The sequence below is a fragment of the Mycobacterium sp. E2479 genome (genome assembly GCF_001667925.1).
GTDB lineage: Bacteria > Actinomycetota > Actinomycetes > Mycobacteriales > Mycobacteriaceae > Mycobacterium.
In genome coordinates this window covers 39,226-52,414 of the sequence record NZ_LZJR01000071.1, presented here as the reverse complement: position 1 = coordinate 52,414, position 13,189 = coordinate 39,226, and the positions used below count along the sequence as shown (strand labels likewise).

The 13,189-nt window shown below is 67.8% G+C and carries 9 protein-coding genes; 2 read left to right on the top strand and 7 right to left on the bottom strand.

Annotated features, from left to right (window positions below; translation table 11 throughout):
* The first annotated feature begins 35 nt into the window (after nt 1-35).
* Nucleotides 36-1,364: an aminotransferase class I/II-fold pyridoxal phosphate-dependent enzyme gene (locus tag A5686_RS09025; protein ID WP_067933248.1), complete on the top strand. Its 1,329-nt coding sequence runs from the start codon at nt 36-38 to the stop codon at nt 1,362-1,364.
* A 7-nt stretch (nt 1,365-1,371) separates the two neighbouring features.
* Here A5686_RS09025 and A5686_RS27585 read toward each other — a convergent pair whose 3' ends face one another.
* The 7 genes from A5686_RS27585 to A5686_RS08995 all read right to left on the bottom strand — a co-directional run bounded on the left by A5686_RS27585 (nt 1,372) and on the right by A5686_RS08995 (nt 11,776).
* Nucleotides 1,372-1,545 carry a hypothetical protein gene (locus tag A5686_RS27585; RefSeq protein WP_197520524.1) on the bottom strand — a complete coding sequence of 58 codons (174 nt, stop codon included), beginning with the start codon at nt 1,543-1,545 and terminating at the stop codon, nt 1,372-1,374.
* Between the two features lie 55 nt (nt 1,546-1,600).
* Nucleotides 1,601-3,331 (bottom strand): malto-oligosyltrehalose trehalohydrolase, encoded by a 1,731-nt coding sequence (gene treZ, locus A5686_RS09020; protein WP_067933247.1) that lies wholly within the window; start codon nt 3,329-3,331, stop codon nt 1,601-1,603.
* Complete coding sequence (gene treY / locus A5686_RS09015) at nt 3,324-5,624, bottom strand: malto-oligosyltrehalose synthase (protein ID WP_067933245.1); 2,301 nt, start codon at nt 5,622-5,624, stop codon at nt 3,324-3,326. Before treY ends, treZ begins: the two co-directional genes overlap by 8 nt.
* A 3-nt stretch (nt 5,625-5,627) precedes the next feature.
* The gene (gene glgX / locus A5686_RS09010; protein WP_067933242.1) at nt 5,628-7,829 is read right to left on the bottom strand and encodes a glycogen debranching protein GlgX; all 2,202 of its coding nucleotides are present in this window, start codon (nt 7,827-7,829) and stop codon (nt 5,628-5,630) included.
* Nucleotides 7,830-7,891: 62 nt separating this feature from the next.
* On the bottom strand, nt 7,892-10,063 hold the full coding sequence (locus A5686_RS09005) for an acyltransferase family protein (RefSeq protein ID WP_067933240.1): 2,172 nt from the start codon (nt 10,061-10,063) through the stop codon (nt 7,892-7,894).
* A gap of 100 nt (nt 10,064-10,163) precedes the next feature.
* The gene (gene ripD / locus A5686_RS09000; RefSeq protein ID WP_067933238.1) at nt 10,164-10,973 is read right to left on the bottom strand and encodes an NlpC/P60 family peptidoglycan-binding protein RipD; all 810 of its coding nucleotides are present in this window, start codon (nt 10,971-10,973) and stop codon (nt 10,164-10,166) included.
* 326 nt (nt 10,974-11,299) lie between these two features.
* Entirely contained in the window at nt 11,300-11,776 is a 477-nt protein-coding gene (locus A5686_RS08995) for a hypothetical protein (RefSeq protein ID WP_067933236.1), read from the bottom strand.
* A gap of 62 nt (nt 11,777-11,838) precedes the next feature.
* Between A5686_RS08995 and A5686_RS08990 the strand changes: the two genes are divergently transcribed.
* On the top strand, nt 11,839-13,149 hold the full coding sequence (locus tag A5686_RS08990; RefSeq protein ID WP_067933235.1) for an adenosylmethionine--8-amino-7-oxononanoate transaminase: 1,311 nt from the start codon (nt 11,839-11,841) through the stop codon (nt 13,147-13,149).
* The last annotated feature ends 40 nt before the right edge of the window (nt 13,150-13,189 follow it).

Genomic DNA, 13,189 nt, shown 5'->3' with positions numbered 1-13,189 from the left:
TGCCCTCTACATTGTCCTAGTACATAATTCATTGCGTGCCAGTACAAAGCAGCATAACGGGAAGCGGCGCGGAATCCATAGCCGGCAGCATCGAAGCGGCGATCTCGGCCGGCGCCCTGGCGCCCGGTGACGCGCTCCCGCCGGTTCGCGAGCTGGCCGCCCGGCTCGGCGTGAACGCCAACACCGCCGCCGCGGCCTACCGCCTGCTGCGTCATCGCGGCGCCGTCGAGACCGCCGGCCGGCGCGGCACCCGCGTGCGCCGCCGCCCGGCGACGACTCCGCGCTCACTGCTCGGCCTGGACGTGCCCGCGGGCGTGCGCGACCTGTCGACCGGCAACCCGAACCCGGAGCTGTTACCCATCGCGGGCGCCTCGCCGGCCGGTTCGGGCGCCGGTCGGGTGGTGCTCTACGGCGAGCAAGCCGTCTCGCCGAGGCTGGAGGAGTTCGCCCGGCACGCGCTGGCCGCGGATGGGGTCCCCGCAGATCGCCTGGCCGTGACCAGCGGTGCACTGGACGGCATCGAACGCGCGCTCACCGCGCATCTACGCCCCGGCGATCGCGTCGCCGTGGAGGATCCGGGCTGGGCCAACCTCTTCGATCTCCTTGCCGCACTGGGGCTTTCGGCCGAGCCGGTGCGGGTCGACGACGACGGTCCGCTGACCGACGACCTGGCCCGGGCCTTGCGGAGCGGGGTGCGCGCTGTCGTGCTCACCAACCGCGCGCAAAACCCAACGGGCGCTGCGCTTTCGGCGGATCGTGCCGAGTCGTTGCGTGAGCTGTTGACACAGCGGGCGGGCGACCTGCTGTTGGTCGAAGACGACCACTGCGCGGGCATCGCCGGTGTACCGCTGCACGCCTTGGCCGGCTGCACCGCGCACTGGGCGTTCGTCCGCTCGGCTTCCAAGGCGTACGGCCCCGATCTGCGGGTGGCCGTCCTGGCCGGCGACCACCGTACCGTCGAGCGGGTGCATGGCCGGTTGCGGCTTGGGCCTGGCTGGGTCAGCCATTTCCTGCAGCGGCTCGCCGCCGACTTGTGGTCCGATCAGGCGGCGGCGGTGCTGGTCGCGACGGCCGAACGGCATTACGCCGCCAGCCGTCAACGGCTGTGCAGCGCCTTGGGCGAGCGCGGCCTATCGGCGCACGGGCGTTCCGGGCTCAACGTGTGGGTGCCCGTTCCCGACGAGGCGGTCGCAATTTCCCGGCTGCTCGGCGCGGGCTGGGCGGCCGCGCCGGGCAGCCGGTTCCGGATGACCACGCCGGCGGGCATCCGCATCACGATCTCGGATCTGACCCTCGATGAGATCGATCCGCTCGCCGACGCGGTGGCACGAGCGGTGCATCCCGCCGGCCGCGCGATCGTGTAGCCGCGACTCAAGCGCCCTCGTCGTCGCTGGCACCGGGGCGGGGACCGCTCCATAACGGCTCGCCGCCGGCAGAAGGCGCGATGTCGTGGCGCACGGTGCGCCGGTCCGACGCCGTGTTCGGGGCGCGGTGGCTTGGCTTGCGCAGGCAGATCCGTCGGGGACGGAATTCAGATGGACTCATGGCGACATCATCGGGCGTGGGCCGGCCGGCCGCCAGTCAGTTATCCACAGTCCGCTCAGGTTGACAGGATGGCGAACGAATGACCTTGTAGCACAGTGCTGTCCGCGTCGACGGTTGGCTCGTCCCAAGCAAGGACGACATCACCGCCGACCGGGATCCTGACCTGCTCGCCGCCCAGGTTGCACGTGATGCGCAACCGGCCCCGACGCACGATGATCCAGCGCTCGTCCTCGTTGTAGTCGACCGTCAGGTGGTCCAGCCAGGAGTCGGCCATGTCGGGGTGGCTGCGCCGCAACGCGATCAGGTCCCGATACAGGCGGTGTAGCCGGGCGTGCTCGCCCGTGCCGACCTCGGTCCAGTCCAGTTTCGAGCGGGCGAACGTCTGAGGGTCCTGCGGGTCGGGGATCTCGTCGGCGTCCCAGCCGTGTTCGGCGAACTCGGCCTTGCGTCCTTCGGCGGTGGCGCGGGCCAGCTCCGGTTCGGGGTGCGAGCTGAAGAACTGGAACGGCGTCGAGGCCCCGTATTCCTCACCCATGAAAAGCATGGCGGTGTAGGGGGATCCGAGCGCCAGCGCGGCTTTGACCGCCAGCTGGCCAGCGGTCAGGTTCTGCGACGGACGATCTCCCAGGGCGCGGTTGCCGACCTGATCGTGCGTGCAGGTGTAAGCGACCAGCCGGGTCGCCGGGATCCCGGATTCCTCACTGGTATCCAGCGGCCGCCCATGGCGGCGACGCCGGAACGACGAATAGGTGGCGGCGTGGAAGAAACCCTGGCGCAGCGTCTGCGCCAGGGTGGCCACGCTGCCGAAGTCGTCGTAATAGCCCTGGCGTTCGCCGGACACCGCAGTGTGGATGGCGTGATGAATGTCGTCGGCCCATTGGCCGGTCAGGCCGTAGCCGCCACGGTCGCGCGGGGTGATCAACCGCGGGTCGTTCAGGTCGCTCTCGGCGATCAATGACAGCGGACGCCTCAACTGCTTTGCCAGCCAGTCCGTTTCGGTAGCAAGCTCTTCGAGGATGTGGATCGCGGTGGTGTCCACCAAGGCGTGGACGGCGTCCAGCCGCAACCCGTCGGCGTGGAAGTCGCGCATCCAGCGCAGCGCGCACCCGATGATGTAGCGGCGCACCTCGTCGGAATCGGCGTCGGCGATGTTGATGCCCTCGCCCCACGGGTTGCTGGCCGACGACAGGTAGGGCCCGTAGCGCGGCAGGTAGTTGCCCGAGGGGCCGAGGTGATTGAAGACCGCGTCGATCAGCACTCCCAAACCCTTGGCGTGGCAGGCGTCGACGAAGCGCACCAGCCCGTCGGGGCCGCCGTAGGGCTCGTGCACGCTGTACCACAGCACACCGTCGTATCCCCAACCATGGGTGCCGGCGAAGGAGTTCACTGGCATCAGCTCAACGAAGTCGATGCCGAGATCGACCAGATAGTCCAGCTTCTCGATGGCGCCGTCGAAGGTTCCGGCCTCGGTGAACGTGCCCAGGTGCAGCTCGTAGATCACCGCGCCTTCGACCGAGCGGCCGGCCCACCCGCTGTCGGTCCACGCCGCGGCGACCGGATCCCACAATTGCGAGCGCGCGTGCACTCCCTCGGGCTGCCGCGGTGAGCGCGGGTCGGGCAGCACGGTGGGATCGTCGTCGAGCAGGTAGCCGTAGCGGGCATCCGCCGCGGTATCCACGGTCGTGTGCCACCAGCCGCCGGCCGAACGTTTCATGGCGTGCACCTGGCCCTCGACGTCGAGTTGAACCTGCGCGGGTTTGGGCGCCCAGACCCGGAATTCAGTCATGGTGGCGCTCCAGCAGAACAACGGGCAGGTCGGCGAACAATTGGCCGGTCGACGTCGGACCGTCGGCGATCACCCCGGTAAGGGCGTCCTTCCAGGTCCCATCCGGCAGCGGTAAAACCGTGTTCCCCCAGCCGGTTTCGGCCAGTCGGGCGGTCCAGCGGGTCACCGCCACCACGATGTCCTCGCCGCGGCGGAAGGCTAGGACGTGATCGCTGGCGTCGCCGTTGGCGAGTAGCGGGACGTAGTCGCCGTGCAGGAAGGTGTCCGGATGTTGACGGCGCACGCGTAGCGCGGTGGTGACGACCCGGATCTTCGGATGCTGCAGGTCTTGTAGGGCGGCGCGGCGGGCGGCATAGTCGACGGCGCGGCGGTTGTCCGGGTCGACCAGGCTGTCGTCCCACAGCTCGGTGCCCTGATACACGTCCGGAATCCCGGGCACGGTCAACGCCAGCAGCTTCTGGGCCAGCGCATCGCTGGCGGCGTGCGGATTGAGTTGGGCGACGAGCTCGGTCAGTTGGCCGGCCACCGGGCCGTCGAGCACGGTGTCCAGCCATTGATGCACCGCGCCCTCGAATTCGGCGTCCGGGTCATTCCACGAGGTATGCCAGGCCGCTTCCCGGATGGCCTTCTCGGTGTAGCCGTGCAGCCGTTCCCGCAGCGCGGCGGTGACCTCGCCGTTGACGGGCCATACGCCGAAGATGTTCTGCCACAGGAATTGTCCCGTCGCCGGATCGGGGGAGGGCGCGCCGATCTCCCAGTGGGCGAGGAATTCGGTCCACAGCGAGGGCACCTGTGACAGCACCGAAATGCGGGCCCGCACGTCCTCGCCGCGCTTGGTGTCATGGGTGGTCAGCGTCGTCATGGTCTGCGGCCACAGCCGGGCGCGGGTGGCGGCGCTGTGATGAAATTCGGCCGCACCGACACCGAAGCGCTGTGGTTCGCCGCCCACCTCGTTCAGCGAAACCAGCCGGGCGTCGCGGTAGAACAAGCAGTCCTCGACTGCCTTGGCGGTGACCGCGCCGCAGAGCTGCTGCAGTCGGGTGGCGGGTTCCCCGCCGCGGGCCAGCGCCGCGGCCAGCACCTGCAGCGCCGGGCCGAATTGTGGCGCGGCCGCCTCGGTTTCGGCCAGTGCGGTGGGCAACAGCGCGACCAGGCCGGGGTAGTCGCTGCGATAGACCTCGATGTGGCTGAGCAGCGCTGCCACCGCCTCGGGCAGCTGCGGGTGGTCGGCGCCTGCGGTCGCCACGATGCTGCGGCGCAGGCGGCGCAGCTCACTGGCCAGCGTGTCGGTGGCCGAATGGATTTTCAGTTTCGCCAGCATGTCCGGCATCGCGGAGTAGTCGACGCCGGCGGATTCCACCAGCGCGGTCAGCGCAGGCGCGCCGTTGGGATCGACCAGAACGCCGCCGATTTCACGCAGCACGTCATAGCCGGTGGTGCCGCCCACGGGCAGGGTGGGCTCCAGTGCCTCGTCGACGGCCAGGATCTTCTCGATCACGATCCAGGCTTTCGGGCCGGTCAGTTCGCGCAGCCACGCCAGATACCCGCACGGGTCGGACAGACCATCGGGGTGGTCGATGCGAATGCCGTCGACCAACCCCTCCGCGAACCACCGGCCGACCTCGGCGTGGGTGGCGTCGAAGACCGCGCGATCCTCCTGACGCAGCCCGGCCAGCGAGGTGATCGAGAAGAAGCGCCGGTAGCCGCACACGCCGTTGCGCCAGCCCACCAGCCGGTAGTGCTGGCGATCGTGCACCTCGGGCCCGCCGCCCCCCGCGGTACCGGGCGCGATCGGAAACGCCAGGTCGCCCAGGCGCAACAGGTCCCCGTCGACCGTGAGGTCGGCCGTGTCGTCGTCGGAACCCAGCACCGGCAGCACGATGCGGCCGTCGTCATCGAGGTCCCAGTCGATATCGAAATACGTTGCGTAGGCCGAAGAACGCCCGTTCCGCAGGACATCCCACCACCACGGGTTCTGCTGCGGCTGATCGATGCCCACATGATTGGGCACGATGTCGACGATCAGCCCCATGCCGCGCGTCCTGGCCGCCGCCGACAACCGCGCCAGGCCGTCGGAGCCGCCGAGCTCGGGTGACACCGTCGTGGGGTCGGTGACGTCGTAGCCATGGCTGGACCCCGTGGTCGCGGTCATGATCGGAGACAGGTACAGGTGCGACACCCCGAGGTCGCTCAGGTAGTCGAGCAGGTTTTCCGCGTCTGCGAAGGTGAACGCGAAGCCACTCGATTCACCACGAAGTTGGAGCCGGTAGGTGGAGACGACGGGTAAAGCCATGCGTCACTGCGTCTTACGCAATACCAACAATGAGCGCGAGGGAAGCGACACCTTCTCCTCGGCGGTCACCGGCTGATCGGCCCCTTCTTTCCGGCCGGCGGGTTCGTTGGTGTCGAGTTCCACGGTCCACTCTTTCGCATAGTCGCTGTTCGGCATCACGAACTCCACCGGATCTTCACTCGCGTTGAAACACAACAGGAACGAGTCATCGACCACCCGTTCGCCGCGGGCGTCGGGGGCGGTGATGGCCTCGCCGTTGAGAAACACCGCCACGCACTTGTGGAAGCTCTCACCCCAATCCTCGTGCGTCATCTCCGCCCCGGCCGGCGTCATCCAGGCGATGTCGCGCACTTCGTCGCCGCTGCGGATCGGTTCGCCCTCGAAAAACCGCCGCCGGCGAAACACCGGATGGCGCTTGCGCAGCGTACTCACCTTGCGGGCGAATGCCAGCAGGTCGGCATTCTTGTCGACCAAAGACCAATCCATCCAGGACAATTCGGAGTCCTGGCAGTACACGTTGTTGTTGCCGTTTTGGGTGCGCCCGAACTCGTCGCCGTGGGCGATCATCGGTGTTCCCTGGCTGAGCATCAGGGTCGCCCAGAAGTTGCGCATCTGGCGGCAGCGTAACTCGGTGATGTCGGGATCGTCGGTGGGTCCTTCGACGCCACAGTTCCACGATCGGTTGTGGCTCTCTCCGTCCCGGTTGTCCTCCCCGTTGGCCATGTTGTGTTTCTCGTTGTAGGACACCAGGTCGGCCAGCGTGAATCCGTCGTGTGCGGTGACGAAGTTGATGCTGGCGCTGGGACGGCGACCGGTCGCCTCGTAGAGGTCCGACGACCCGGTCAGCCGGGAAGCGAACTCGCCCAGTGTTGCGGGCTCGCCCCGCCAGTAGTCGCGCACAGTATCGCGATACTTCCCATTCCACTCGGTCCACAAACCCGGGAAATTTCCGACTTGGTAGCCACCCTCGCCGACGTCCCACGGTTCGGCGATCAATTTGACCTGGCTGACGATCGGATCCTGCTGAACCAGATCGAAGAACGCGCTCAGGCGATCTACGTCGTGCAGTTCGCGGGCCAGCGTGGCGGCCAGGTCGAAGCGGAAACCGTCCACGTGCATCTCGGTCACCCAGTAGCGCAGCGAGTCCATGATCAGCTGCAGCACGTGCGGGTGGCGCGCATTCAGGCTGTTGCCGGTGCCGGTGTAGTCCTTGTACAGCCGCAAGTCGGTGTCGACGAGCCGGTAGTACGCGGCGTTGTCGATGCCCCGGAAATTGATGGTCGGTCCGAGGTGGTTGCCCTCGGCGGTGTGGTTGTAGACCACGTCGAGGATCACCTCGATGCCGGCTTCGTGGAAGCTGCGCACCATGGATTTGAACTCGGCGACGCTGGACGTGCGGTTGGCCGCGTACTGATTGTGCGGGGCGAAATATCCGAAAGTGTTGTAGCCCCAGTAGTTTCGCAGACCCAGGTCCAGCAGGCGCGAGTCGTGCATGAACTGGTGCACCGGCATGAGCTCGATGGCCGTGACCCGCAGCGACTTGAGGTGGTCGATGACGGCCGGGTGGGCCAGGCCCGCGTAGGTGCCCCGGAGTTCCTCGGGGATGCTGGGATGGGTCTGGGTCATGCCCTTGACGTGGGCCTCGTAAATGACGGTCTCGTGATATGGGGTGAGCGGTGCGCGGTCGGATCCCCAATCGAAGAACGGGTTGCTCACCACGCTGGTCATCGTGTGGCCCAGCGAATCGACCATGGGGGGAATGCCCGGGTCGGCTCCATCGGCGTTGGGCCCGTCTGGGTCGACCGCCTTCATGTCGTAGGAAAACAGCGCCTGGCCGAAAGTGAAGTCGCCGTGAAAAGCCTTGCCGTACGGGTCGAGCAACAGCTTGCTGGGATCACAGCGGTGACCGGCTGGCGGGTCGAACGGGCCATAGACGCGAAAGCCGTAGCGCTGGCCGGGGTTGATGTTCGGCAGATAGGCGTGCCAGACGAATCCGTCCACCTCTTCCAAGGGAATCCGCGACTCGCTGCCGTGATGGTCGATCAGGCACAACTCGACCTTCTCGGCGATTTCGGAGAACAACGAAAAATTGGTTCCCGCGCCGTCGTAGGAGGCCCCGAGCGGATACGGGTTGCCCGGCCACACGGTGGCGAGTTTGGGTTGGTGGTTACCGCCTGGTTCTGAAGCGGGACTGTTGGTTGACACCCTTTGACCCTATCCGCGCCCCGTTGCGTTCACGCGCGCTGGAGGCCGGGGAGTAGGGCGCGTCACCACCAGCCGGTGGCCTCGGCGATCTGGCGGCCCAATTCGGGGGCCATGGTCCGTACGTAGGTAGGGGACAGGTGGTGGGCGCCGTGATAGATCAAGATATTTCCCTCGACCGGGCGGCACACGTCGGTGCGGCAGATCGCGTCCGTCATGTCGAGCACCTTGAGCTGCGGGAACTGCGTGACGAAGTCGAGCGTCTGGTTGCGGTCGGAGAGCATGTCGGAGCGCTTGATCGCACAAGACTGGGCGGTGCCGCCGCGTTTGGCCAGGCAGTCCGCCGGGTCGAACGGTTGACCGTTTTTGACCAGCCACGGCGTGTCTCGCATGCCGAGAATCGGAATGTTGTTGTCGGACAAGGTTTGCCAGATCCCGATATAGGTGGCAGGCATCACATCGCCGGTCTTGATGTTCCATGGCCGGGTGGTGGTGGTGAAGACGTAGTCGGGCCGGTCGGTGACCAGTTTGGTCATCGTTCGTTGCACCCATTCCCGGCACTGGGGGTAGGGGGCGTTGTTGCCCATGATCAGCGGGACCTGCTCGGTCGACAGCGGGCAGCCCATCTTGAGGTAGGTGACCACCTTGAAGCGGTGCAGCTTGCCCAGGATGTCCAGCGCGGGCAGCCAGTGCTCGGCATGTGACCCACCCGCCAGCGCGATGGTCCGGTTGGCGGCCACATCACCGTAGGTGCAGGTGACCACCGCGGGGTTGACGAAGTCGCTGATGCACCCGTCGCGGGTCGAAACGGGCAGGTCCTGTTTGACCTCTAAGACCGTGGGCCGCATGGGCAACGCGGGGACGCGCACGTGTTCGGTGAGGGCTCGGGCGCCGGGATAGTCCTGCGGGTTGAGGACGCTGAGCTCCTTGCCGGCCGACCGCAAGACCGTGACGTGCTGGCGCCAGGTGAAGGAGGTCGCGGTCAGCGTCACGCCAAGTAGCACGATGGCCGATCCCAGCGCCATCGTCGGCCGGGCCAGCCGCGTCGGCCAGGGAATGGTCGGCGCCGGCGCAGCGGGCTTCGCGGAGGCGCGGTAACGCAGCGGGTCTTCAACGAGCCGGTTGGTCAGATACGCCAGCACACCGGACACCAGCAGCAGCACCGTGCCTTCGAGGAAGCCGGCGTGTTTGTGTCCGCTGTAGGACAGCCAGAAGATGAGCAGCGGCCAGTGCCACAGGTACAGCGCATACGCCATGGCTCCCAACTCGACCAGCGGGCGCGTGGCCAGCAGCCGATTCGGCAGCGGCAGCCCGCCACCCGTTCCGCTTCCGCCTTGCAGGTTGGCCCCGACGAGGATGAGCAGCATGGCGGCGCCGACCGGTACCAGGGCCCACGGGCCGGGGAATTCGTGCACGCCGTCGATCAGCGCCCCGCAGGACAGCACCGCGCCCAGCGCAACCGTCGCCAACGCCGTCCGCAACCACATCGGCCAGCGGACGCGGGTGACCAGCGCGCCAACCAGCGCGCCCAGTAGCAGCTCCCAGCCTCGCGCGAAGCTGTTGTAGTAGGCGGCCGTCTGGTCCTGCTGGTGCGCGACGATCGCGTAGCCGAACGACGCGACCGTCAACGCGGTCAGCACCGCCAAGAACACGGTGCGTAACCGGGCGCCCAACCGGCGCCGGAACAGGTAGGCCAGGCCGGCGATCAACAGCAGGAAGCTGACGTAGAACTGGCCCTGCACCGACATCGACCAAATGTGCTGCAAGGGGCTGACGGCTTCGCCCGCCCGCAGGTAATCGGATGCGGTGTTGGCCAGCTCCCAGTTCTGGTAGTAGCCGAGGCTGGCTAGGCTTTGATCGGCGAACGTCTCCCAGCGGGTCTCCGGTTGAACCAGGATGGTCAGCACCGCGCATCCGGCCAGCACCACGACGAGGGCGGGAAGAAGGCGCCGGGCCAGCCGGATCACCTCGGACACCGGCGACAGTTGCACAGCCGGGTTCAGCGCGGCGCGAATGACCTTGCCGCCGAAGAAGAACCCGGACAGCGCCAAGAACACGTCCACTCCGCCGGAGACCCGGCCGAACCAGATGTGGAAGACGGCGACCAGCGCGATCGCGATGCCGCGCAAGCCGTCGAGGTCGTAGCGATAGAACCTCTCTGACCCCGCCTTGTGCACCCCCGTGGCCCGCGGATCGGCGATGGCGTCCGGCGCAGGAGACGGTGGCGGAGTCTGCATGATCGATAGTCAATTTACCGAAAACCCGCCACCGGCTCCCGACAGCACGGGCGGGGGGAGCAGGTGGCGGGCGTCGGACGGCTGCGACTCGACCGGGAAATTACCTGCCGATGCCGGCGCCCGTCGGCTGCAACGGCGACTGCTGGGTCGGCAGCTGCTGCACGGGAGCTTGCTGCAGCGGTGCCTGCTGAGCTGGTGCCTGCTGTAGCGGTGCCTGCTGGGTGGGCAGCTGCTGTGGCGTTTGCTGGTATGGCGACTGCTGCAGCGGTGCCTGCTGGGTGGGCAGCTGCTGTGGCGTTTGCTGGTATGGCGACTGCTGCAGCGGGGCCTGCTGGGTGGGCGGCTGCTGCGGGGCCGGCTGGGCGGGCAGTTGCTGCGGCGCCTGCTGCGCCGGCGCCTGGGGCACCGGCGCGGACGCACCGAGCACCCGCACCAGGTACGGCGTCATGCCGTTGGCCCGCACCGGCGAGACCTGCACGACGTCGCCGACCTCGAGCATCTGGTTGTTGCCCAGATACATCGCGACGCTCTGCGTGCCCTCGGGCCCATAGAAGATCAGGTCACCCTTGCGGGCTTGCTGCGGCAAGATCTTCTGGCCGACCCGGTAGATCGCGCCGGACGACCGCGGCAGCTTGATGCCGGCGCCGGCGTACGCGTACTGCATCAGGCCGGAGGCGTCGAAACCGACGGTGTTGATGCCGGTGCCGGTGCCGCGGGTGGGGCCGTTGATGCCGCCACCGGCCCAGGAGAACGGCACACCGCGCTGCGACAGACCGCGAGCGATCACCACGTCCGTGGCCTGCTGGTAGTCCATCGACCTGGCGCCCGGGTCGGCGGTCGCGATGGCGGGAACCACCATCGGCGCCCCGAGCAGGGCCAAGCCGATCGCGAAGGCGTAGATGCGTTTCATTTTTCTGGCCTCTCAGGCGCTCAATGAGCTCGGCGCGGTGACTTCGCGCGTCCGCCCCCCGGTTCATGAACCAACCCGTGCCCCCGCGCTGGGACGGACTCGGTCCATGGCACTTGCGAAGTGAATCGGCGGTCAGGGCGCCGTATTCACATCAGTCACACAAGCAACTTTGACAACAAATGGTGTTAACCGCCAGGTCCGCGCGGGATTTTTTGTCGTACCGTGACCGGACGGTGACGGGCGCGCCCAATCCCCTGTGCGCAGTTGTGATTTCGGTCTCAATTGGCCACCAATCCGCATGTCGCCGCCCGCGGGTTAGCGGGCGATCAGAGCCAGTAGCGTTGGCTGAACATGGTCAGCAGCGATCCGGCTATCGAACTGACCATGACCAGCGCCAGCGCCAGCACCGGCCAGAAGGACATGTACCAGCCTTTCAGCAGGGAAACGACCGGCCCGATGACCGCTGCGGTTATGGCCGCGCCGATCCCGCCCCACACCACCGGGTGGATGTACAGGTCGAGCCCATAGGGAACCGGCCCGCACGTCTCGTCCTCGCAGACGTTCGCCAAGAAGCCGAATAGTCGCGTCGGCCAGGTCGTCGCCGTGGCCAGCACCGCGAGCAGGACCAGCAGTGCGACGGTGCACGCGATGTCCCAGGGCGCCACCCGCACGCGAAGCACCCGGGGCGCTTCGTCGTCGTACTCGAGCAGCGGGTCGTCGATGTCCCTCGACCAGCCGGGCCCCGGCGTGGACCCGTCCGCGGGTCCGGGCGCTGCGCTGTTGGGCTGCTGCGGCATGGCCATGCTGTCTCATGCTTCCCGACGTCCCGGTTTTGCGCGAATCGGCTGCTTTACCCTCGATCACTATGCCCGCGGCGAACGCCGGGCTGACGCCCGAGCAGATCAGCGCGATCGACACCGCGCACCTGTGGCATCCCTACAGCACCATCGGCGCCGAAGCCGTCGCCCCGGTGGTGGCGGTGGGCGCCCGCGGCGCCTGGCTCACGCTGATTCGCGACGGCACCGCCATCGAGGCGCTTGACGCCATGAGCTCCTGGTGGACCGCGATCCACGGCCATGGCCACCCTGCGCTGGATGCGGCACTGTCCGCCCAGCTCGGCACGATGAATCACGTCATGTTCGGCGGGCTGACCCACGAGCCCGCGGCGCGTCTGGCCCAGCTGCTGGTCGACATCACCCCAGCGGGACTGGACACGGTGTTCTTCAGCGACTCCGGATCGGTGTCGGTGGAGGTGGCGGTCAAGATGGCGCTGCAGTACTGGCGCAGCCGCGACCGGCCGGGCAAGCACCGGCTGATGACCTGGCGCGGCGGCTACCACGGCGACACCTTCACCCCGATGAGCGTCTGCGACCCCGACGGCGGCATGCACTCGCTGTGGACCGACATCCTGGCCAAACAGGTGTTCGCTCCGCAGGTGCCGCGGCACTACGACGCCGGCTATAGCGCGGCGTTCGAGGAGCAACTGGTCCGCCACTGCACCGAGCTCGCCGCCGTCGTCGTCGAGCCCGTGGTGCAGGGCGCCGGCGGCATGCGCTTCCACGACCCGCAATACCTGCGCGACCTGCGCGACATCTGCCGCCGACACGAGGTGCTGCTGATTTTCGACGAGATCGCCACCGGCTTCGGGCGCACCGGCGAGCTTTTCGCCGCAGACCACGCCGGGGTAAGCCCGGACATCATGTGCGTCGGCAAGGCGCTGACCGGTGGATATCTGAGCCTGGCTGCCACCCTGTGCACGACCGACATCGCCCACACCATCAGCGGCGGCGAGGCCGGAGCGTTGATGCACGGCCCCACGTTCATGGCGAACGCGCTGGCCTGCGCGGTGTCGGTGGCCAGCGTCGAGGTGCTGCTCGGGCAGGACTGGCGCAAGCGGGTGAACGAGATCGGCGCCGGCCTGGCGGCCGGCCTCGAGCCGGCCCGGGCGCTGCCCGGCGTGAGCGACGTACGGGTGCGCGGTGCGATCGGCGTCATCGAATGCGAGCGCCCGGTCGACCTGGCCGTCGCCACCCCGGCGGCGCTGGACAACGGTGTCTGGCTGCGCCCCTTTCGCAACCTCGTCTACGCGATGCCGCCCTACATCTGCACGCCCCACCAGATCGCCCAGATCACCTCGGCGATGGTGCAGGTCGCCCGCCTCGTTGGCCGGCGATGACGGCCCGCCCCCGCAAGCGGGAGGTACCTTAGCGCCCGGC

Coding starts and splice junctions, on each gene's coding strand:
- A5686_RS09005 (WP_067933240.1), bottom strand. CDS start 10,063: ATGCAGACTCCGCCACCGTCTCCTGCGCCGGACGCCATCGCCGATCCG.
- treZ (WP_067933247.1), bottom strand. CDS start 3,331: ATGACTGAATTCCGGGTCTGGGCGCCCAAACCCGCGCAGGTTCAACTC.
- A5686_RS08990 (WP_067933235.1), top strand. CDS start 11,839: ATGCCCGCGGCGAACGCCGGGCTGACGCCCGAGCAGATCAGCGCGATC.
- ripD (WP_067933238.1), bottom strand. CDS start 10,973: ATGAAACGCATCTACGCCTTCGCGATCGGCTTGGCCCTGCTCGGGGCG.
- A5686_RS27585 (WP_197520524.1), bottom strand. CDS start 1,545: ATGAGTCCATCTGAATTCCGTCCCCGACGGATCTGCCTGCGCAAGCCA.
- A5686_RS08995 (WP_067933236.1), bottom strand. CDS start 11,776: ATGGCCATGCCGCAGCAGCCCAACAGCGCAGCGCCCGGACCCGCGGAC.
- treY (WP_067933245.1), bottom strand. CDS start 5,624: ATGGCTTTACCCGTCGTCTCCACCTACCGGCTCCAACTTCGTGGTGAA.